Origin of the sequence: Mesorhizobium terrae (genome assembly GCF_008727715.1) — a bacterium.
Taxonomy (GTDB): domain Bacteria; phylum Pseudomonadota; class Alphaproteobacteria; order Rhizobiales; family Rhizobiaceae; genus Mesorhizobium; species Mesorhizobium terrae.
On record NZ_CP044218.1, the window covers coordinates 1,527,773 to 1,549,006 of the forward strand.

Sequence of the window (21,234 nt, forward strand, 5' to 3'; positions counted from 1 at the left end):
CTATTTCAATCCGATCATGATGCGCGGACAGGAGCCGAAGCGATGAACTGGATCACCAACTTCGTTCGCCCGAAGATCAACTCGATGCTGGGCCGCCGGGAAGTGCCGGAGAACCTGTGGGTGAAAGACCCGGAGACCGGCGAGATGGTCTTCCACAAGGATCTGGAAGGCAATCAGTTCGTCATCCCGTCCTCCGGCCACCACATGAAGATCTCGGCTAAGGAACGGCTGAAGTATTTCTTCGACGACGGCAAATACGAGGTCATCGAGAATCCCAAGGTCGGCGTCGACCCGCTGAAGTTCCGCGATGAGAAGCGCTACACCGACCGCCTCAAGGAGGCGAAGACCAAGACGGGGATGGAGGATGCCATCCTCAACGCCGTGGGCACCATCGAGGGCCTGCCGGTGGTCGTCACCGTGCAGGACTTCGCCTTCATGGGCGGATCGCTCGGCATGGCCGCCGGCGAGGCGATCATTCGCGCCTTCGAAATAGCGTTGCAGCGCAAGCGGCCGCTGATCCTGTTCGCGGCCTCCGGCGGTGCGCGCATGCAGGAAGGCATCCTGTCGCTGATGCAGTTGCCGCGCACCACGGTCGCCGTGGACCGGCTGAAGGAAGCCGGCCTGCCCTATTTCGTCGTGCTGACCAATCCGACCACCGGCGGCGTCACCGCCTCCTATGCGATGCTGGGCGACGTGCATATCGCCGAACCCGGCGCACTGATCGGTTTCGCCGGGCCGCGCGTCATCGAACAGACCATCCGCGAGAAGCTGCCGGAGGGTTTCCAGCGCTCCGAATATCTGATGCAGCACGGCATGGTCGACATGGTCGTCTCGCGGCTGGAGATGAAGAAGACCATCGCCAATCTGATCAGGCTGCTGCTCAAACTGCCGGCCGAGCAAAAGGCGGCCGAGCCGGAAATCCTGCCACCGGTGGTGGCCAAGCCGGAAGCACGCCCTCAGGCATAGCCGTCGCCGACAGATCCACGCGCAGAGCGGAGCCTTCCCGCATGACCACGCTTTCCGCCGAACGCGAGATCGAGCATCTGATGTCGCTGCATCCGAAAGGTTTTGACCTTTCGCTGGACCGCGTCACGCGCCTTCTGGAAAGGTTGGGCAATCCGCAGGACAAGCTGCCGCCGGTCATCCATATTGCCGGCACCAACGGCAAGGGCTCCTGCGCGGCCTTCTCGCGCGCGCTGCTCGAAGCCGCAGGCTATCGCGTGCATGTCCACACCTCGCCGCATCTGGTGAACTGGCATGAGCGTTACCGGCTCGGCGCCGAAGGCGGTGGCAGACTGGTCGACGACAAGGTCTTCGCCGAGACCATCGCCCGCGTCGCCGAGGCCAATGGCGGCGAGACGATCACCGTCTTCGAGATCCTGACCGCCGTTGGCTTCCTCCTGTTTGCCGAACATCCGGCCGATGCGGTGATCCTCGAGGTTGGGCTCGGCGGACGTTTCGACGCCACCAATGTCATCAAGCGGCCGGCGGTTTCGGTGATCATGCCGGTGTCGCTCGACCACGAAGCCTATCTCGGCGACCGGGTCGAGCTGATCGCGGCGGAAAAGGCCGGCATCATCAAGCGCGGCTGCCCGGTCGTGGTCGGTGCGCAGGAATTCGAAGCCGCCCAGCTGGTTCTGATCGAGACGGCGGAACGGCTGCGCGCACCACTCACCGTCTACGGCCAGGATTTCCTCGCCTTCGCCGAGAACGGCCGCATGGTCTACCAGGACAGCGATGGTCTCATGGATCTATCGCCGCCACGCCTGCCCGGCCGTCACCAGTTCGCCAATGCCGCGGCCGCCATCGCCGCCGTCAAGGCCGCCGGCTTCGACATTAGCGAGCGCGATGCCGACAAGGCGATGACCAATGTGTCCTGGCCCGGCCGCATGCAGAAGCTGACCCAGGGCCGCCTGATGGAACTGGCGCCGCGCGGTGCCGAAATCTGGCTGGATGGCGGGCACAATCCCGGTGCCGGCACGGTGATCGCCGAGGCCCTGGCCGAACAGGAAGAGAAAAACCCGCGACCACTGTTCATGATCTCCGGCATGATCAACACCAAGGACCAGAGCGGTTATTTCAGTGCGTTCAAGGGCCTGACCAGGCATGTCTACACGGTGCCGGTCTCGATGAGCGATTCCGGCGTGCCGAACGACGAGCTGGCGGCACGGGCGGCGGAGGCCGGATTGTCGGCCGAGCCCGTCAGTTCCGTCGCCAATGCGCTGATGCTACTGCGCGATACCTGGGACGAGAGGGAGGCGCCGCCACGCATCCTGATCGGCGGCTCACTCTATCTTGCCGGCGCGGTGCTGGCCGAGAACGGCACGCCGCCGATCTGAACCCGCCGCGGGTTAAAGCTGCGCCGCGACAAGAAGGTGCGCGGCGGCCGGCAGTGCCAGCGACAGGCCTGACAGAAACAGCAGGACGAAGACGAGCCGGCGCATGGTCTGCCGCGACAGCGGTGGCGGCCAACGCCGCGCCGCATAGGTCATGATCATCACTGCCGGCACGGCACAAACGAGGGCGACGGCCGAGGCAGATGGCAGGTTGCCGCTTGCGGCGACCATGCCGAGCCGCACGATCTGCGCGGCGCCGAAGGCGGCCACCAGTGTCTCGCGCACCCGTTCAGGCGGCAATGGCTGGCGAAAGAGATGGTAGACCAGCGGTGGGCCGCCGGTGGAAAATAGCCCGCCCATCAGCCCGGAGACGATGCCGAAACCGACAAAGCTCGCATCCGACGACCGTCGCGCCAGACCGGCGGGCCGCATGGCGAGCTGCAGGCTGGACAGCATGATGACCGCGCCAAGGCCGAGCTTCAATGCGTCGACCCGCGTGTCCGCCAGCCATTCCAGCAGGACATATCCGACCAGAAGCGACGGCAGGCTGGCCATCAGGATGAGCCGCAATTCGCGGCGCGCGACCTCGCGCCAGCCGCCATGGGCCAGCATCTGCACGGCGTTGACGAGGGTCAGCATGCCTACCATGGCTGCGGCGTCCGGCAGCGGCAGCAGACCGGCGAGTGCGATCACGCCCATCATCACCAGACCGAAGGCGAAGCCGGTCAACGTCTGGACATAGGCCGCAACGGCGGCGATGCCGGCAAAGGCCGCGAGCTGCTCGAAGCCCATGCCGCTCAACCGCCCGCCGGCGAGGCCGGCTCGATCTCAATGCAAATCGGGGGCATTGTCTATTTCAGCTCGATCTCGATGAAGGCGTATTCGCCGTCATTGGCGTTGACGACGTCATGCTCGACGCCCTCGTTGCGGAAATAGGGCACACCCTTCTTCATCTCCGCAAATCCTTCGCCATCCTTGGTCAACAGTTTCACGCGCCCATCCATCAGCGGCACTACAACATAGTCGTGGCCGTGGCGGTGCCAACCCGTATTGGCGCCGGGCGCGAAACGGTATTCCGTGACGACGACGCGGTCGTTGTCGATGAAGACAGTGGCCTTGGCGGTTCCGGTCATGATTTTCTCCTCCAACAGAAGGGAAAGCCATGCGCCGCCGATGCGCGAGGGCCAGCAGCAAGGTTCGGTGAGGGCAAACAAAAAGCCCGGCGCAAGGCCGGGCTCCTGTTATCCAAAATGTATCGAAAGATCAGGCGACGGCGCCGTTGATCCAGTGCGACAGCGCGGTCTTGGGGGCTGCGCCAACCTTGATATCGGCCACTTCGCCACCCTTGAAGATCATCAGCGTCGGGATCGAGCGCACGCCGAATTGCGCGGCCAGTTCAGGATTCTCGTCGATGTTGAGCTTGGCGACCTTCACCTTCGCGCCGAGCTCGGAAGCGATATCCTCAAGCGCCGGGGCGATCATCTTGCAGGGACCACACCACTCAGCCCAGAAATCGACCACGACGGGCACATTGGCCTCAAGCACGTCTGCGCGGAAATTGTTGTTGTCGACCTTGACGGTGGCCATAGCCAAGTTCCTTTCGGAGGTTTCGTTGCACCAGATGTGGTGCTGCAAGCTGCGATGTTCAAGCAGGTCTTGTGTCACGCCTCGGTGAGTCGAGCAAGGGCGTCGTCCAAGCTCGTCGCTGGCAACTCGATCAGTTGCGGCGCCTCGGTGAAGAGCAAGCCGGCGGCGACCTCACGGCCGGGATAAAGCGGCTTGAGCAGGGCGCGGTAGAGCGCGAGTTGCAGGATATAGGCCGGCGGCACCTCGGCCAACGTCGTCGGCGCCGGCCGGTTGGTCTTGTAGTCGACGATGAAGACCTTGTCGGGGCCGACCGCCAGCCGGTCGATCTTGCCCGATATGGTGCGCTGCTTCCCCTTGACCAAAAGACTGCCCATCACCGCCACTTCGGCGCGGGAGCCAGGCGCGAACAGCGCCGCAAAAAGCGGATCGTCGAGGATGGCGGCAACGGACGCCAGCGCCTGGGCGCGCTCCGCCTGCGGCCAGTCGGCACCAGTGCGCGCCAGATAACGCTCGGCGGCACCGAGGCGCTGTTCCCAGGCGAGATCGGGCAGCATCTGCAAGAGCTTGTGCATGGCAAGGCCACGCCGCACCGCCATTCCCGGCTCCGCATCCGCGTCCAAGACCGGCGATCGGCGATCAATGACCGGCTCGGTCGCCTCGTCGATCAGAGCCGAAGCGCCGGACGGCGAGAGCGGTCGCGGCAGGTCCTCAACCACGGGCAACGCCTCGAAGAGATAGGCGGGAGGCGAGCCGAATGTTTCCGCCTCGGCCTGCTCGCCGGCCTCGGCTGCGGCAAGCGGCGGGAACTTCGTCCAGACGAAGCGAAGCACCTCGCCCTCGCCGACCGGATGCAGGCGAAGTTCGATCTCTTCCGCACCCGCCAGTGCGCGCGTCACCAGCGAATGCCATGTGCCGGGGTTCGGTGTGCGCTTGCCATGATAGCCGCAGACGATCAGCCTGTCCTCGGCGCGGGTCATGCCGACATAAAGCAGGCGGCGGTATTCATCGTCGGCCAGATCGCGGGCCCGCGCCGAGACCGATTGCGAAAAGCCGTTGGCCACCTCGGTGCCCGACCGCCACAGATACCCCTTGCCAGTCCAATATTGGCCGGAGCCGTCGAACGGCATCAGTCGGGGCAGATGCTGGTCGCTGAACGGCGCTGCACCGCCATCTACCAGGAAGACGACCGGTGCTTCGAGGCCCTTAGCAGCATGAACCGTCATCACCCGCACCTCGTCGCGAGTCTGGTCCATCTCGCGCTTGACCTCCGGGCCGGCATTTTCCAGCGTCGAGAGAAACGCCTCCAGCCCCGGCAGGCCGGCGCGTTCCTCGGCCAGGCAGAAATTGAGGAATTCATCGAGGATGTCACCGGCTTCCGGGCCGAGCCGGGCGATCATCTTGCGGCGCACGCCATCGCGCGCGAGCAACCCAGCGTAGAACTCGAACACCGGCTTGAAGGCAACCTCGTTGGTCCAGGCATCGAGCTGGGCAACCACCTTGGCCAATGTCTCGTCATTGTCCGCGCTGGTACGCAGCGCCGCATGGAGAGACGCGCCACCGGCTCGAGCGGCGCCGAGGTCGAACAGCATCTGTTCCGAGACATCGAAGATCGGGCTGCGCAGCAATGCCGCCAGCGAGAGATCGTCCTGCGACTGGATCAGGAAACGGCCGAGCGCGACGAGGTCCTTCACCGCGATATGGCCGGGCAGGCTGAGACGATCCGCGCCGGCGACAGGGATGCCCTTTTCCTTCAGGCTACGCGACAGCGCGTGCACGAAACGATCGCGCTTGCGCACCAGCACCACGACATCGCCGGCCTTCAGCTTGCGGCCCTTACCTTCGATGACGTCGCCGGCTTCGATCCAGCGCATGACCGTCTCGGCGATCTGCTCGGCCAACCGCACCGCCGGCGCGCTGACATGGTTGACCGGCAGCGTCCAGTCATCCGGTTCCTCGACCACGTCCGCGCCGATCGACGGCCAGACCTCGACATAACCCGGCGCGTCGTTGCGGATCGCCTTGTGGTCGAGCGGGTCGGGATCGTGGCTGATGCCGCGGCGCACTTCCGGCGTGGCGAAGACGCGGTCGACGGCGGCGAGCACATCACCGGTCGAGCGGAACGACCAGGTGAGTTTCAGGTCGGCGAAGCCCGCCTCGGCCTCGCGCACCCGGCGCGCGAACAATTGCCGGCTTTCATGGAAAGAGTCCGGTGCCGCACCTTGGAAGGAGTAGATCGACTGTTTCTCGTCGCCGACCGCGAAGACCGTGCGGCGAACACCCCGCGCGCCCTCGCCGGCGAAGAACTCCTCGGCCAGCCGCCTCACCACCTGCCACTGGTCGGGACTGGTGTCCTGCGCCTCATCGAGCAGGATGTGGTCGATGCCTTGGTCGAGCTTGTACTGAACCCACGGGCCGGCGTCGGTGCGGGCCAGCAAGTTGACGGTGCGAGTGATCAGATCGTTGAAGTCGAGGAAGCCGCGCCCGCGCTTCAACTGCTCGTAGCGGGCGATCAGCCAGTCGGCGACGGTGAGCGCGGCGCGCGTACCTTCCACCATGCGCAGCAGCGCCAGACGGTCGGCGATCCTGGCAATGGCCGAGGCAGCAGCTTCGTAGCGTTCGGGCAAATCGGGCAGGCTGGCTATCAGCGCCTTGCTGAACAGCCAGGATGGATTGTACGGCTCGCCTTTTTCGCTGAGAAACGCCTTCCTGAGCAAAGAAAGCCGCAGCATTGGAGCCGTTTCCGCGAAAGCGGAAATTGCTTTCCCGACCAGGTACTCCTGCGCGCGGTTGGCACCCAGCCGCGAACAACTTGCCTGCAACTCGACCAGGAAATCCGGCTCGAAACCCGGCAGCGGCCACAGGGAAGCGGCGATGCTTGTGGCGGTTTCGCTCGGTACGAAACCAAATTCCGCGAACAGATCGGCAAAGCCCTCGCCATCACCGCCGATCGCGTCGATGAAGCCACGCAGGCCGTCGCGCTTGCGCATGATCTCGGACAGGAGATCGTCCAGCCCCTTCTCGCCGCCGCGTTCCAGCACGGTGGCGAAGGCCTCGGCCAATTCGGCACCGCCCGGCGCGCCGGCGCCGGTGATCATGTCGCGGCGGGCCTCAGCCAACAGAGCCTGCTCCATCTGCGGGTCGAGCATTTCGAAATGCGCCGCGATGTTGGCTTCGAGCGGGAACTGGTGCAGCACGGATTCGCAGAAGGCGTGGATGGTCTGGATCTTCAACCCGCCCGGCGTTTCCAACGCCTCGGCGAACAGCCGGCGCGCCCGGCGCATGGTCTCACCATCAGGCGCGCGCTCATCGAGCGCCGCGATCCTCTTCGACAGTTCGGCATCCGGCAGAACGGTCCATTCCGACAATGTCGAGAAGACACGATTCGACATGTTGGCGGCGGCGGCGCGCGTATAGGTGAGGCACAGGATCTTCGACGGGTCGATGCCGCGCAGCAGGAGCCGGATGACACGCTGTGCCAACACATGCGTCTTGCCGGAGCCGGCATTGGCCGAGACCCAGGCGGAGGTGCGCGGGTCGGAGGCGCGCGCCTGGCTTTCGGCCGTGCCCGCCGGGATGGGATATTGCTTTTTCAAGCCTCCCCTCCCTCGTCCGCGCCATCGCCGCCGGCCGACCATTCCAGCACGCGGGCGAGATGGTCGTAATCGCCGTCGGTCTCGCCCTCGCGGAACGGCAGCGCGCGCGAAAGATAGCCCGTGTCCAGTTTCGCGTAATGGGCAAGCAGCTGTTCAAGGCGTGTCCAGGCATCCTCGCCGAGGTCGGTCGCGGTGCGCGGCTTGCGGTTGTAATCGAGGATCGATTCCTGCTCGACCTCGCCATTCGCCTTCAACCGTACGAAGGCGAGTTCGGCGGGTTCACGTGCGCCCAGGTCCTTGAAGGCGCCGCGCCGCAGCAGCGCGGCCTCCAGCGCCAGTTGCGGCGACAACAGCGTGTGCGCCTGCGCCTTGGAGGGCGACGATCCGGTCTTGAAATCGAGAATATCGGCCATGCCGCCAGCCAGCAGATCGACGCGGTCGGCATAGCCGGACACGGTGACGCCGGACTGGCCGACGATCGTCTTTTCCGCACGCTCCTCCGAATGGCGGCGGGCGACATTGGCGGCGCGCGACCGCTCCCAGGCGACAATAGCCACGGCGAGTTTCTCGAAGCGTGGCCACCACACCGCTTCGACATCCGGCGGCAAAGCCGCCTCGGCGAAACAGGCTCTGCCGGCGTCCAGAAGAACGGCCAGCGCTTCCGGCGCGCGCGGATCGTCCACCGCCTTCGAAAAACGGTGCAGGATGGCGTGGAACAGCGTGCCGCGTTCGGCGGCGCCGGGATCGCGGATCACCGGTTCCAGCGGCATCAGGCCGAGCACGCGGCGCGCATAGACGGCATAGGGGTCGCGCCGCAGCGTCTCGATCTCGGTGATCGAGAAATGGCGCGGACGGCGCTCCAGCGGCGGCTTCGGTTGCGGTCGCGGCGCGAAATCCACCTTCGGCCCGGCATCGAGGCCCCGCGCCCAGGCAAGCAGTTCATTGCCGCGGCGGCGCAACGGTTCGGCCTGCGCCTTGCCGATAAAGGTGAGTAGGCGCTGCAGCCAGCGCGAGGCGACCGCCGGTGCATCGCCGGCCCGCGCCGAGCGGGTGAGAACGACGTTTGGCGCACCCATCGCCATCTGGAAATCATGCGCGGCGAGGCCAATGCGGCGCTCCGGCGGCTCCAGGTCGATGCCGGTCTTCATCAGTCGCGACATGAACCGGTCGCCCTCCGGCTTGCGCGGCCACACACCCTCGTTGAGGCCACCAACGACCAGCGTGTCGACATGTTGCAGGCGAGCTTCCAGCGTGCCCCAGATGGCAATCGCCGCATCGGCGCCACGCGCGGGCTTGACCATTTCCGGTGCGATCAGCGCCATCGCTACATCCGGCCATTCCCGCGGCGACAGCGTGAAAGCCGCCTGCGCCCCGACCAGCCCACGCAGCAGTTCCGCCAGTTTCTCGCCGGCGTCGCCATCGTAAAGCGCGGCAAGTCCACCATCCTCGGCACGGCCGAGGTTTTCCAACGCCGCCACGCTGGCGCGCACCAATGGGACGACGTCGCTTTCCGGCTCGGGCAGGCAGGCGGCGAGTGGCGCGACCGCCTCGTCCAGCCGGGCGAGCATGGCCCGCGCTCCTTCGATGCGGCTGGCTGACAGCCGCGACAGCCAGAACGGCCGCCGGTCGGCTTCCTGTGCCTGCACCAGTCGCGTTTCGAACAAGGTGTTGAGCGACACGATATCCGGCCGGCCGGTGCCTCCGCGCAACGCGACGAGTTCGACGGTTTCCGCCGCCCGCCGCACCGACGCACGCGGCAAACCCAGGCCAAGCAGAGGGTGCTTGAGCAGCGCCAGGATGGCGACCGGGTCGCCGGGCCGCAGCACCGTGTCCAACAGAAGCCGCAACAGGCTGGCCGGCGGCGTGTCGGCCAGCGGCTTGCCGCCGGAATCGTCGGCAACGATGCCAAGCCTGAGCAATTCAGCGGAGACGCGCCGCGCCAGGGCACGATCGCCAGTGACCAGCGCCGCGCGATGGCCCGGCTGCGCAACCGCGCGGCGCAAAGCGAGCGCGATGCTGGCCGCCTCGTCGCGTTCATTGGCGGCCTCCACCAAGGTCACGCCCTGCAACGCCGCGGAAATGCCGGCATCGTCGAAGCGCGCGCGCGTCTCGGTCCACAGTTCGGTGGTTTCGGCAGGGCGCAGGGCTTCCGCCACCAGAACCGCGCGGCGGCGTCCCGCGTCGTCCACGGTGGCGAGTTCCTCAATATCGCCGCGCAGGATGCCTATCCTGCCGATCAGCCTGGCGAGACCGTATTGCGGATGGCCGAGCAGCGCCGGTCGCGCGTCGGGCGCCGTGATCGCGTCGAAGGACGGCTGATCCATCGCTATGTCGAGGCCTGGCAGCACGACGGCGCCATTGGGCAAGCCGGCAATCACAGCCAGAAGGTCGGCGGTGGCGGGAATGGAGCCGGTCGAGCCCGCGGCGATCACCGGCCCGGCGGGCGGATTGCGCTTCAGGCGTTCCGCCTCCAGGCGGATCAGCGTGCCGCGATGCGCGGCCGGATTGGAACGGTCACGCTCGATCAACAGCTGCGGCCAGGCTTCGGTGATGATCTTGAGGAAATCCAGCGTCACTCGCCACCAGCCGGCGAGATTGCCTTCGACCAGGCCGGCAAGCTTGGTCCAGTCGGAACCCTCCGTCTCGATTTCGTCCATCAGCCGGGCGAGATCGCGCGCCAGCCAGACGGCGTCGGCGGCCGAGGCAGGAATGACGACCTCCTCTTCGAACAGCGCCGCGACATGGGCCGGCAAGCGCCGCTTCCAGGCCCGCACCAACGGCGCCAGAAGGAGAAGGCGTTCGAGGGAAGCTATCGGCGGCGCAAGGTCGATGGCATTCGCGTCCTCGGCATCCTGTTCGAACGCCGCCTCGTCTTCGTCGAATTCGCCGAGCGGCTTGATCACCGGCAGAATGGTGGAAGCACCACCCAGACGTTCCGCGAAAACGCCGCGCAGCGCGCGGGCGGCGCGGCGGGTCGGCACGTAGATGGTGACGCCGGCCAGCGCCAGTGGGTCGCCGTCATAGCGAAAGCCCGGGATCAATCGGCAGCTGAGCAAGGCATCGGCCAGCGTCGACAGGAAGGGAGAACCGGGCGCAATGGAGTAGACGCGAGGCAAGCCGCTCATTGCGCGTCCGTCAGCGCCCTTCTGACCGCCGCTTCGGCCGGCGCGATGGCATCCGGCGTGCCGACGGTGATCCAATGACCCTGCATCGTCATGCCGAAGAGGCGGCCGGCGGCGATGGCGCGGTCGAAATAGGCGTTGAGCGAATGCGGTTCGGCGGACGCGCCGGCGAAGATAGAAGGCGCGACGATTGCCGCGCCTGCATAGATCAGCCCTGTAGGATCGCCCTTCGCGCGTGCAAGGCGTCCGTCCGGCGCGATCAGGAAATCGGTGCCGCCCGAATGGCCGGTCGTCGATGAAAGGTCCGCGAGCATGATGAGAATATCCATCGCCGTCGCATCCCAGGCAAGGGCGAGACGCTCCAGATTTGGGCTACCGGCATCGAGCCAGAAGGTATCGGCGTTGAGGATGTAGAACGGCTTGTCGCCCAGTTCCGGCAGCGCCTTGACGATGCCGCCGGCGGAATCCAGCAGACGGTCGCTTTCATCGGAGATGACGATTTTCGGGTGATGGCGCGCCGCCAGGTGGCGGACGATCTGGTCAGGCAGGTAGTGCACATTGACCACTGCCTTTTGGACGCCAGCCTGGTCGAGGCTGTCCAAACCCCAGTCGAGCAGCGTCTTGCCGGCGATCGGCACCAGAGGCTTCGGGATGGTGTCGGTGATCGGCCGCATGCGCTTGCCAAGCCCGGCGGCCAGCACCATCGCAACGGTGGGACGTGTCGTGCCGGTCATTCCGTCTCCAAAAGGACGCCAAGGCGATCGTAGACGGCGCGCACTTCGGCAAGCGCCGGATGGACCAGCAACCGGCGAAGATAATCCCGGATGCGTGGCAGATGCTTCAGGTAATAGGGCTTTCCATCGCGACGATCGAGGCGGACGAAGATGCCCAGGATCTTCGAATGCCTTTGCGCACCCATGATCGCATAGGCTTCCTCGAAGGCGGCGCGGTCGAAATGGCCCGCCACCGCGCGGGACGCGACATAGGCCTCGACAATCTTGCGCTCGACCGCTGGTTCAATGGTGACCCGAGGATCCAGCGCGAGCGACGCGACATCATAGGCCGGGGGACCGATCAGCGCATCCTGGAAGTCGACGACGCCGAGCCGATCCAGCCCCTGCCGTTCACCACGCCAGATGAAGTTGGGCGATTGCACGTCGCGCAACATCAGCGTCAGCTCCGTTCCATCCAGGCGGTCGAGCGCGGCGTTCCAAGCGGCGCGAAAGGCGTTCCGCTCCTCATCGCTCGCCGGGTTTCCGCGAAAGAAAGGCAGGTACCAGTCGATGAGAAGCTCGGCCTCGATGAGCATCGCCGGCCGGTCGAAAGGCGGCATGTGGTGGATGTGGCGCGGCGCGACAGTCACCCGGTCCGGCCAGTGCCTGCCATGCATGAAGGCGAGCAGTTCGGCGACCGCCTGATATCGTTCGACGATTGGCGCACCCTCCGGGGTCAGCAAACCATCGACACCGAGATGTTCGATCAGCACAAAGCCCCGATCCAGATCCTGTTCGAATATCTGCGGAGCGGCGATGCCGGCATCGCGAAGCAGCTTGTCGACACCGACGAAGGCTGCCACAGTCTGCGCGGTATGGGCGATTTCGGCATAGGCCTTGCCGTCCCGGACTGGCGGCCCGAGCACAAGGCGTGGCGAATTCATCAGCACGCGCGGCGCTTCTTCCGGCTGCGAGACGATCTCGTAGGAGCGCGCCGAGGCATCGCCGACGAAGTGCCGGCGGCTGGCCGCGCCCCAGCCGGATGCTTCCAGAAAAGCTCGCATTGCGAGCGAGCGCGCAATGCGTTCGAGTGCCGGCCCTACGCCGGTAATTTGCGCCAGGCGGCCGTCATCCCGGTGGACGAGTTCAATAGTGACAGCGGTGTCCGGCAGCCGGTCCTCAGCCCGCTCGGGCCATTCGATCAGCGCGGCGCCATCCGCCAGCACCTCGGGAAAGCCAAGCTCGTCCAGTTCGTCGGCAGAAGACAGACGGTAGAGATCGAAATGATGCACCGGGACGCGCGTGTCGTAGCTCTGCACCAGCGTGAAGGTGGGGCTCGGCACTTCGAGCCCGACATCGTCGGCCAACGCGCGGATCAGCGCCCGCGCCAGCGTCGACTTGCCGGCGCCAAGGTCGCCGCGCAGCGCCACCACGTCGCCGGGGCGCAGCGCCATGGCGATGTCTTCGCCGAGGCGCATCGTCGCCGCTTCGTCAGCGAGAAACCGCTCCACCATCGCCGAGGCTATTCAGCCGCCGCGCGAATGCCGGCCGGTGCCGCCGGGAAGGTGCAGATCACCGTCGTGCCCCGGTTCTCGCCCGTCTCGATGCGCACCGAACCGCCGTGCAATTCGACGAAGCTCTTGACGATGGAGAGCCCGAGTCCGGCGCCGCGCCGACGACCGCCATTAACCCGCGGCTCGAAACGGCGGAACACCGAATCCAGCACGTCCGGCGGCATACCCGGCCCATCGTCCTGCACCGAAAATTCGACACCTTCTGCCGTTTCGCGACAGGCCAACCTGATGGTGCTGCCTTCCGGCGCGTAGTTGGCGGCGTTGCTCAGCAGATTGTAGAGGATTTGCCGCACGCGCGTTTCGTCGCCGTGGAAGCTCTTCGGCGCGGCCGCGATGTCGATGCCGAGCCGGATCGCATGCTCCTCCAGCCGGTCGGCCACCAGTTCGGCGGCGGCCTTGACCGTGCCTTCCACCTTAACCTCGGAAATATCGAGCTGCATGATGCCGGCGTCGACGGTGGCGAGATCGAGGATGTCGTTGACGATGGTGAGCAGCACCGACGAGGAGGAACCGATATGGTCCAGATATTCCTGCTGCTTGGTGGTGAGCGGCCCCGTCCCCGGCAACGACAGCAATTCGGTGAAGCCGATGATGTTGGTCAGCGGCGAGCGCAGTTCGTAGGACACATGCTGGACGAAATCGTTCTTGAGCTGATCCGACTTCAAGAGTGCGTCGTTCTTATCCTTCAGCGCCCGCTCGACATTGACGCTGTCCGTCACGTCGACAAAGGTGAACATCACCTGGCCGTTCGGCAGATGGATGACGGCGTAGCGCAGCGTATTGCCGTTCTCCAGCGTGGTCTGGCCGTGGTGGTCGCGGCGTTCGTCGTCAAAGCCTGTGACGGCCGCGACGAAGCCCGCCCACGGCCCGTCCTTGGCGCGACCGGCGCAAAGATCGCGGATGGTGGTGACGTGAACGGCAGGCAGCACGGCCTCCGCCGGCAATTCCCACATCTGGGCGAATGCGGGGTTGGACAGGCGCAGCCGGCCATCCGGCCCGAACACGGCGACGCCCTCGGTGAGGTTGTCGAGCGTTTCACCCTGCACGCGCACTGCCGTCTGGTAGCGGCTCTCGAGATCGATCTTCTCGGTCAGGTTCTCGAAAACCCAGGTGACGCCCCCCTTAGGCTGCGGATTGCCGACGACGCGAATGGTCTTGCCGTCCGGCAGGTGCCACCAGTGCTCCACCGGCTCGACTGAGCGATAGGCCGAAAGCAGGTTCTCCTTCCAGCGGCGCCATTCCGGCTGCTCAGCGATCTTGCCTGCGCTGCGCAGGCGGTCGAGCAGCAGCACATTGTCGGGCGTGCTGGAGAGGAAGGCCGTATCCAGACCCCACAGCTTCTGGAAGGCCTGGTTGTAGAAGCGCAGTTTCTCGTCGGCGTTGAAGATGGCAACCGCCGTGTTGAGCTTATCCAGCGTGTCGGCATGGCTGCGCACGGTGCGCTCATATTCCTCGCGCATGGCATCGGCGGCGCTGATGTCATGGGCAAGGCCGGCCGAGCCATCGGTGCCGGCAAAATCGGTGACGGCGAAGACATGGCGGTCGCCAGCGATGACGGTCGACAGCGTTTGCTCGAACACCGGCCTCGACTTGTGTTCACTGGCGATAGCGTCCCGCGCCTGGCTACCCAGGAACTCGCGGCCGTCGCGCAGTGCGGCGTCGCGGTCGGCGGCTTCAACCGCGGTCCAGTAAGCGCGGTTGACCCATTTCAAGCGACCGTCGGCACCACGCATCCACAGCGGCATCTTCAGCACATCGAACAGGCCCAGCACGGTATCGTGCTCGGCGCTGACACGCTGGTGCTCGAGCTTCAGCCGGGCCAGGTTGCGCTGCGCCTCGGACAGGGACACGAAGCGGACGATGCCATGCGCGGCGCCCTTGCGCCCCTGGATTTCGAGCGGAGCGCCGGCTTGCGTTTCAGCGACGAGATCGAAGGCAATGCCCTTTTCGCGCAATGCAGCGACGGCATTCTCAAGCGCGGCGGCCGAACGCGGCATCAACCAGCGGCCGAAGGCTAGGAAGGCGGCGCGGTCGTCCGGCGCGCCGGTCTCCATCGGCAACGAGCCGACGATTTCGGGTTTCTTGTTCTCGGCTGGCCATACAACCACGCGCTGGTCGCGCAGGTTGAGCAAGGCTTCAGAACGCTGCAGCGCGGCATTGGCGTCGGCGAGGCGCCCGCGCAGGTCGAGATTTTCGGCGGCGGTGCGCTGGCGCTCGCGGATGAGCGCTATGGCGGACACGAAGGCGGCACCGACGACGCCGACGGTGAGAGCAAGCTGGATGACTTCCATGGTGCTGATCGGCACGCTGGTGCCCTTGACCAGCGCATCTTCGGCGCGAGCGGCCAACGCATGGAACGGAAGGACAAGCGCGGTACCGCAAAGCAGGCGCGCAAACCGGCCGCGCGGCGAAAGCCGCTGGCGGAAAGCTGAAGGGCGAGCCGCGATCGCCCTATCCTGATGGCCGCCGGCTACGGCCTGTCCCGCCTTGAGCGGGTCTTCCCCCGGCATGTCCTGGTCCTCTCCGCCTGAATGCAAGACCGCCCCCGATCCCGCGTCGCTCGCCCGGAATCCAGAACGCCGCGCGGCCCTGTCACGGACACGCAAAGAACGCTCCTTTACCTGGAAACCCGCGCCTCGTGCCGAGTGCCGGACGGGCCGCGGCCGCGCGCAAGCCGGAAGCTTCGCGAATCACCTCACCATACCCCCTCGCAGAATCGGCGTGAAGGCAGCGGCTGCGCAAAAATAAAGCCGGGCGAAATGTCAATCGCCCGGCTTCAATATATTGTAGCAGAACTAACTGCGATTAATAACGGTAGTGTTCCGGCTTGAACGGACCCTGGGTAGTCACACCGATATAGGCAGCCTGTTCATTGGAGAGGTCGGTGAGCTTGGCGCCAAGCTTGCCGAGATGCAGCCGGGCCACCTTCTCGTCGAGATGCTTGGGCAGCGTGTAGACCTTGTTCTCGTATTTGCCGGGCTGCGTCCACAGCTCCATCTGCGCCAGCACCTGGTTGGTGAAGGACGCCGACATGACGAAGCTCGGATGACCAGTGGCGTTGCCGAGGTTGAGCAGGCGGCCTTCCGACAAAAGCAGCAGACGCTTGCCATCCGGGAAGGAGATCATGTCGACCTGCGGCTTGACATTGGTCCATTTGAGATTGCGCAGGGCAGCGACCTGGATCTCGTTGTCGAAGTGGCCGATGTTGCCGACGATGACCATGTCCTTCATCGCCCGCATATGGTCGAGGGTGATGACGTCCTTGTTGCCGGTGGTGGTGATGACGATGTCGGCGGTCGGCGCCGCATCCTCCAGCGTGACCACTTCGAAGCCGTCCATAGCGGCCTGCAACGCGCAGATCGGGTCGACCTCGGTGACCTTCACGCGAGCACCGGCGCCGGACAGCGAAGCGGCCGAGCCCTTGCCGACGTCACCGTAGCCGCAAACGACGGCGACCTTGCCGGCCATCATCACGTCGGTGCCGCGGCGGATGCCGTCGACCAGTGATTCCTTGCAACCGTACTTGTTGTCGAACTTCGACTTGGTGACCGAGTCGTTGACGTTGATCGCCGGGAAGGGCAGCAGGCTCTTCTTCTGCAGCTGATAAAGCCGATTGACGCCGGTGGTGGTTTCCTCGGTGACGCCACGGATCGCCTCGCGCTGTTTGGTGAAGAAACCGGGCGAAGCCTTCAGGCGCTTCTTGATCTGCGCGAACAGGATTTCTTCTTCCTCGCTACCCGGCTTGGACAGCACGTCCTCGCCAGCCTCGGCACGGGCGCCGATCAGGATGTACATGGTGGCGTCGCCGCCATCGTCGAGGATCATGTTGGAGAGGCCGCCGTCGGCCCACTGGAAGATCTTGTCGGTGTAGTCCCAGTATTCTTCGAGCGACTCGCCCTTGACCGCGAAGACCGGGATGCCGCTCTCGGCAATCGCCGCGGCGGCGTGATCCTGGGTCGAGAAGATGTTGCAGGAAGCCCAGCGGATATCGGCACCCAGGGCCTTCAGCGTCTCGATCAGCACGGCGGTCTGGATGGTCATGTGCAGCGATCCGGTGATGCGAGCGCCCTGCAGCGGCTTCTTCTCGCCGAATTCCTCGCGGCAGGCCATCAGGCCCGGCATTTCCGTTTCGGCGATCTCGATTTCCTTGCGGCCCCAGCCGGCAAGCGAAATATCGGCGATCACATAGTCTTTGCTACCCGTCATTGTGGTGCTCCGATCTGGTTTTGCGTGCGGACGCGTTCAGGCCGTTTGGCGCAGGAAAATGAACGCGGCGTTGGCGCCTGCCTAGCAGATCACGCCGAAAGCGACAATGGGATATAAAGAAATCTTTATCTGCGCATATCGCAAAGGCTAGGCGATGTCGGGATTAACGACCGTCAAGGGCAAGTCGACACCGATCTTGTCCAGCATCTTTCGAAAGCCGGCAATGTCATAGCCACCACCTTCCGTGACGAGCGCGACGGTGCGGCCGGAGCCCTCGGCCGCGTCTGGCAAGGCAGCCACGACATTCTCCGCCGGGTCGAGAAGCAGCCACGTCGGCTGTGCCTGTTCGAAGAAGGAACGCAACCAGGGCAAATGCGTGCTGGAAAGGGTCAAAACATCGATTGAAGGATGTCGCGCGGCTATTTCGGCTGCAAATTCGGTTACAGCCAGGAGCGTTCGTTCCGGTTCAGACAGGAAAGCCCCGCTCTCAACCAGTTCGACCATCGGGGAAGCATTGATGAGCGCCACACTGGCGGGATCAACCGCGCGCTCACGAACAAAACGGGAAAGCTCGGCACTTTCGATCAGTGAGCGGACGCCCATGATACCGACCTGGCCGCTTCGGCTGCGTGCCAAAGCCTCCTCGAGCGGAGGCGCTACGCCGTAGACGGGCAACGGGCAGCTATCTCTCAATGCATCGAGAACCATGATCGACGGTGCATTCGAAGCCACCACAATCGCCTGCGGCGCGTATTCCAATAGAAAGCGGATGGTACCTTGGATGATCGACAGGAGCTCGTCCCTGCCTTTGCCCCCATAGGGGAAACGAGCCCTATCGGCGAAGTAGAGGATATCCCGCCGTGGCTGCCGGCGCCGGATCAACTCGACGATCGCGTAGCTGCCGATGCCGGCGTCGAATACAGCAATTGGTGTTGACAGCGCTAGGGGATCTGGAGAGCCCAAATGGGCCACCAAACTCAGATTTCCTCGCCGAACTTCGAGGCGACGAGATCGTCGAGTGCGGCGATCACCTCGGCGGCTTCCTTGCCGGACGCCGTGACACGGATCGAGCAGCCGGGGCTGGCGGCCAGCATCATCAGGCCCATGATCGAGGTGCCGCCGACCTTGGTGCCGTCCTTCTCGACATGGACGCACGCGTCGAAGCTGCCGGCGACCTGCACGAACTTTGCCGAGGCGCGAGCATGCAAGCCACGCTGGTTGATGATCCGCATGTCACGGGCGACGTGGCCAACTTCGGTGGACATGGTGCTCATTTGCTGGTCAGCAGTTGGCTGGCGACGTTGATGTATTTGCGGCCGGCGGCCTGGGCTTCGTCGAGCGCGGCGACCATGTTGTCGCTCTTGCGCACGCTGGAGAGCTTGATCAGCATCGGCAGGTTCATGCCGGCGATCACCTCGATCCGGCCTGCCTCCATCACCGAAATGGCGAGATTAGAAGGCGTGCCGCCGAACATGTCGGTGAGCAGGATGACGCCCGTGCCACCATCGACACGCCGCACCGCCTCGACGATATCGCGCCGGCGCTGCTCCATGTCGTCGTCAGCCCCAATGGCAACGGTCTCGAAATTCTCCTGCGGTCCCACGACGTGTTCCACCGCTAGGCGAAACTCGTCGGCCAGTCGACCGTGCGTCACGAGCACGAGTCCGATCATTCTTTGGCGGCTCCCGTCATGGCCCCTTCACAGGCGCATTTTATGCTCGCCAGCCTGTCCAGGCGGCGGGAGCGCTATCTTGTCGACGCACGGCGCGTTGACAAGCCCCAATTTGCACCATTCCGAGCCATTTTGACGCATTGCAGCATGAAAGTGCCGCAACGTCATCGAAAAGACGCGATCGACAGCCGCGCCGAGACGGCCGCCACCGCTGCGGTGACGTTGCGTGCCGCAACGTCAAGCGCGGCGATCGTGCAGCCGGCTATTTCTATGGTCGCATCCTTTTGGAAACGCTGCATTTCCGCCTCGGCAACCAGGCGCACGCAGAGGTCGATGACCGCTTCCTTCTCGAAGGCGAGCGGCTGCGGGCCGATGCCGGCAACCTCGGCGAGGCCGGCGATAGTGGGGGGTGCCTGGCAGACCAGACGACCGCCGTGGCCGGAAATGAAAAGCTGGTCGTCCGCGACCAGGCGCGAAAACAGGCCGAGGCTACGGAAGTGGCCGATCAGGGCCAGCGCCAGGGTCGATTTGCCTGCGCCCGAGGCGCCGGTGATCAGCAGACCGCAGTCGCCGGCCAGTAGCGCGGTGGCGTGGATGTTGCGCGGAGGCTCTACCGGCACGTTCGGTCCCTGGCCAAGGCGCCTCACCCTTCGGCCGGCAGCGCGACGATGAAGCGGGCACCCTTGATATCGCCGGGCTTGGTGCCGAGGATGTTCTCGGCGGTCAGCGTGCCGCCATGCGCCTCGACGATCTGACGGCTGATCGACAGGCCAAGGCCGGAATTCTGGCCGAAGGCTTCGCCGGCCGGACGGTCAGTGTAGAAGCGCTCGAAGATGCGCTCGATGTTCTCGGCGCGGATACCGGGACCGTTGTCTTCCACGGTCAGGATGTTGAACTTGCCGGAACGCGACAGCGACATCGAGATATGGCCGTGCTCGTCCGGCACGAAGGAGCGGGCATTCTCGATCAGGTTGGTGATGACCTGGCCGAGCCGCAGGTCGTGGCCCTGCACATAATAGCCCTTCACGCCCTGCGGCAGCTTGGCCACCTTGAGCTCCAGCTCCACCGCTTTCTTGTGGTGCGACGCCTCGCGCGAGATGCTGACGAGATCGGAGACGAATTGCTTGAAATCGACGCGCGCGGCGTCGTCGCGCGCCAGTTCGGCATCGAGCCGCGAAGCGTCGGAAATATCGGTGATGAGCCGGTCGAGCCGCCGCACATCGTGCTGGATGACCTCCATGAGCCGAGAGCGCGAGACCTCGTTCTTGGCCAGCGGCAAGGTTTCGACGGCGCTGCGCAGCGAGGTCAGCGGGTTCTTCAGTTCGTGCGAAACATCGGCCGCGAAACTCTCGATCGCCTCGATGCGGGCATAGAGGGCGTTGGTCATGTCACGCACGGCAATCGACAGATTGCCGATCTCGTCCTGGCGCTCGGAAAAATCCGGGATTTCCTCGCGGTTGCGCATCGACCGGCGCACCCGCACCGCCGCCGCGGAAAGCCGGCGCAGCGGGTTGGCGATGGTCGACGCAAGCAGCATCGACAGGATCGCCGTGACCAGCGCCGCCACGCCGAACACGCGCAGGATCGCCTTGCGTTCCGCCGCCACGATCTTATCGATGTCGCCGCCTTCGGTGGACAGCATCAGCACGCCAAGCACCGCGCGGAAACGCTGAATGGGGACCGCGACGGAGACGATCTGCTCACCCTTTTCGCTCACCCGGACGATGGTGGAAGGGCTGCCGGTCAGTGCCTTCACCACCTCCGGAAAGGCGCCGCCATTGCCGCCGGGCTGTTCCTTGTAGACCGGCAGCGAGTGGTTGGAGAAAATGTCGAAGATGAACTTCTGCGCCCGTTCGGCGACGCTCGGTTCCTCCTCGTCGACCGGCGGCAGGTCGTAGCGCAGGATCTGGCCCTTGGAATAGAGGTGCCTGGAATCGAGCAGAAGGTTTGCATCGCGGTCGTAGATGCGGGCGCGCGTGCGCGTTGGCGAGATCAGCCGTCGCAGCACCGGCGCCACGCGCTCGGGATTGATCGGGAAATCAAGATTGTCGAGTTGGTCGGCGGAAGGGCCGATGCTCTCGCCGGCCTGCAATTCCAGCAATTTCTCGGGATCGATGCGGATGGCGTCGGTCTCGACGGTTGCCGAGGCGGCGATGGCGCCGGCGATGATCTCGCCCTGCGTCATCAGGCTCTCGACACGCGCGTCGATGAGGCCGTCGCGGAAAGTGTTGAGATAGAGGATGCCGGTGACCAGCACCGCCAGACCGGCCAGGTTGAGGAAGAGAATGCGGCGGGTGAGGCTGGAGAAGATGTGATGGCCGAGGAAACGGCGCATCGGCACCGTCACCTTCGAGAACATGGCAGGCAGAATGCGCGGCGGCCGCCGCGCGGCCGCTGTCGGCCTGTTCCGCTCCACCTCTACCGCCATCGT

At 65.1% G+C, this 21,234-nt stretch carries 16 protein-coding genes; 2 read left to right on the top strand and 14 right to left on the bottom strand.

The window, feature by feature from the left end:
- Positions 1–42 precede the first annotated feature (42 nt).
- Entirely contained in the window at positions 43–966 is a 924-nt protein-coding gene (gene accD / locus FZF13_RS08540; RefSeq protein ID WP_024924253.1) for an acetyl-CoA carboxylase, carboxyltransferase subunit beta, read from the top strand.
- Between the two features lie 41 nt (positions 967–1,007).
- Positions 1,008–2,339: a bifunctional folylpolyglutamate synthase/dihydrofolate synthase gene (locus tag FZF13_RS08545; protein ID WP_024924254.1), complete on the top strand. Its 1,332-nt coding sequence runs from the start codon at positions 1,008–1,010 to the stop codon at positions 2,337–2,339.
- Between the two features lie 12 nt (positions 2,340–2,351).
- On the opposite strand, the gene FZF13_RS08550 is transcribed toward FZF13_RS08545, so the two are convergent.
- The 14 genes from FZF13_RS08550 to FZF13_RS08620 all read right to left on the bottom strand — a co-directional run bounded on the left by FZF13_RS08550 (position 2,352) and on the right by FZF13_RS08620 (position 21,231).
- Complete coding sequence (locus tag FZF13_RS08550; protein WP_024924255.1) at positions 2,352–3,128, bottom strand: sulfite exporter TauE/SafE family protein; 777 nt, start codon at positions 3,126–3,128, stop codon at positions 2,352–2,354.
- Between the two features lie 59 nt (positions 3,129–3,187).
- Positions 3,188–3,469, bottom strand: coding sequence for a cupin domain-containing protein (locus FZF13_RS08555; RefSeq protein ID WP_024924256.1), 282 nt, complete (start codon positions 3,467–3,469; stop codon positions 3,188–3,190).
- Positions 3,470–3,599: 130 nt separating this feature from the next.
- Positions 3,600–3,923, bottom strand: coding sequence for a thioredoxin (trxA, locus tag FZF13_RS08560; protein ID WP_024924257.1), 324 nt, complete (start codon positions 3,921–3,923; stop codon positions 3,600–3,602).
- A gap of 74 nt (positions 3,924–3,997) precedes the next feature.
- A complete protein-coding gene (addA, locus tag FZF13_RS08565; protein WP_024924258.1) occupies positions 3,998–7,516 on the bottom strand; it encodes a double-strand break repair helicase AddA in 3,519 nt (1,172 codons plus the stop codon).
- On the bottom strand, positions 7,513–10,641 hold the full coding sequence (addB, locus tag FZF13_RS08570; protein WP_024924259.1) for a double-strand break repair protein AddB: 3,129 nt from the start codon (positions 10,639–10,641) through the stop codon (positions 7,513–7,515). Before addB ends, addA begins: the two co-directional genes overlap by 4 nt.
- Entirely contained in the window at positions 10,638–11,372 is a 735-nt protein-coding gene (locus tag FZF13_RS08575) for a nucleotidyltransferase family protein (protein ID WP_024924260.1), read from the bottom strand. The genes addB and FZF13_RS08575 overlap by 4 nt, the downstream gene beginning before the upstream one ends.
- Positions 11,369–12,877 (bottom strand): tRNA (adenosine(37)-N6)-threonylcarbamoyltransferase complex ATPase subunit type 1 TsaE, encoded by a 1,509-nt coding sequence (gene tsaE, locus FZF13_RS08580; protein WP_024924261.1) that lies wholly within the window; start codon positions 12,875–12,877, stop codon positions 11,369–11,371. The genes FZF13_RS08575 and tsaE overlap by 4 nt, the downstream gene beginning before the upstream one ends.
- A complete protein-coding gene (locus FZF13_RS08585) occupies positions 12,874–15,435 on the bottom strand; it encodes a sensor histidine kinase (protein ID WP_024924262.1) in 2,562 nt (853 codons plus the stop codon). The genes tsaE and FZF13_RS08585 overlap by 4 nt, the downstream gene beginning before the upstream one ends.
- 295 nt (positions 15,436–15,730) lie before the next feature.
- Positions 15,731–17,131, bottom strand: a complete 1,401-nt coding sequence (gene ahcY, locus FZF13_RS08590) for an adenosylhomocysteinase (RefSeq protein WP_024924263.1) — start codon at positions 17,129–17,131, stop codon at positions 15,731–15,733.
- Between the two features lie 147 nt (positions 17,132–17,278).
- The gene (locus FZF13_RS08595; protein ID WP_244431253.1) at positions 17,279–18,103 is read right to left on the bottom strand and encodes a glutamate racemase; all 825 of its coding nucleotides are present in this window, start codon (positions 18,101–18,103) and stop codon (positions 17,279–17,281) included.
- 5 nt (positions 18,104–18,108) lie between these two features.
- Positions 18,109–18,405, bottom strand: a complete 297-nt coding sequence (locus tag FZF13_RS08600) for an HPr family phosphocarrier protein (protein WP_024924265.1) — start codon at positions 18,403–18,405, stop codon at positions 18,109–18,111.
- Complete coding sequence (locus tag FZF13_RS08605; protein WP_024924266.1) at positions 18,402–18,803, bottom strand: PTS sugar transporter subunit IIA; 402 nt, start codon at positions 18,801–18,803, stop codon at positions 18,402–18,404. The genes FZF13_RS08600 and FZF13_RS08605 overlap by 4 nt, the downstream gene beginning before the upstream one ends.
- A gap of 164 nt (positions 18,804–18,967) precedes the next feature.
- Positions 18,968–19,423 carry an HPr kinase/phosphorylase gene (locus tag FZF13_RS08615; protein ID WP_036253415.1) on the bottom strand — a complete coding sequence of 152 codons (456 nt, stop codon included), beginning with the start codon at positions 19,421–19,423 and terminating at the stop codon, positions 18,968–18,970.
- Between the two features lie 23 nt (positions 19,424–19,446).
- Positions 19,447–21,231: a sensor histidine kinase gene (locus FZF13_RS08620; protein WP_024924268.1), complete on the bottom strand. Its 1,785-nt coding sequence runs from the start codon at positions 21,229–21,231 to the stop codon at positions 19,447–19,449.
- Positions 21,232–21,234: the final 3 nt, after the last annotated feature.

Coding starts and splice junctions, on each gene's coding strand:
- FZF13_RS08605 (WP_024924266.1), bottom strand. CDS start 18,803: ATGATCGGACTCGTGCTCGTGACGCACGGTCGACTGGCCGACGAGTTT.
- FZF13_RS08555 (WP_024924256.1), bottom strand. CDS start 3,469: ATGACCGGAACCGCCAAGGCCACTGTCTTCATCGACAACGACCGCGTC.
- FZF13_RS08600 (WP_024924265.1), bottom strand. CDS start 18,405: ATGAGCACCATGTCCACCGAAGTTGGCCACGTCGCCCGTGACATGCGG.
- trxA (WP_024924257.1), bottom strand. CDS start 3,923: ATGGCCACCGTCAAGGTCGACAACAACAATTTCCGCGCAGACGTGCTT.
- FZF13_RS08620 (WP_024924268.1), bottom strand. CDS start 21,231: ATGGCGGTAGAGGTGGAGCGGAACAGGCCGACAGCGGCCGCGCGGCGG.
- FZF13_RS08575 (WP_024924260.1), bottom strand. CDS start 11,372: ATGACCGGCACGACACGTCCCACCGTTGCGATGGTGCTGGCCGCCGGG.
- ahcY (WP_024924263.1), bottom strand. CDS start 17,131: ATGACGGGTAGCAAAGACTATGTGATCGCCGATATTTCGCTTGCCGGC.
- addB (WP_024924259.1), bottom strand. CDS start 10,641: ATGAGCGGCTTGCCTCGCGTCTACTCCATTGCGCCCGGTTCTCCCTTC.
- FZF13_RS08585 (WP_024924262.1), bottom strand. CDS start 15,435: ATGCCGGGGGAAGACCCGCTCAAGGCGGGACAGGCCGTAGCCGGCGGC.
- FZF13_RS08550 (WP_024924255.1), bottom strand. CDS start 3,128: ATGGGCTTCGAGCAGCTCGCGGCCTTTGCCGGCATCGCCGCCGTTGCG.
- FZF13_RS08545 (WP_024924254.1), top strand. CDS start 1,008: ATGACCACGCTTTCCGCCGAACGCGAGATCGAGCATCTGATGTCGCTG.
- accD (WP_024924253.1), top strand. CDS start 43: ATGAACTGGATCACCAACTTCGTTCGCCCGAAGATCAACTCGATGCTG.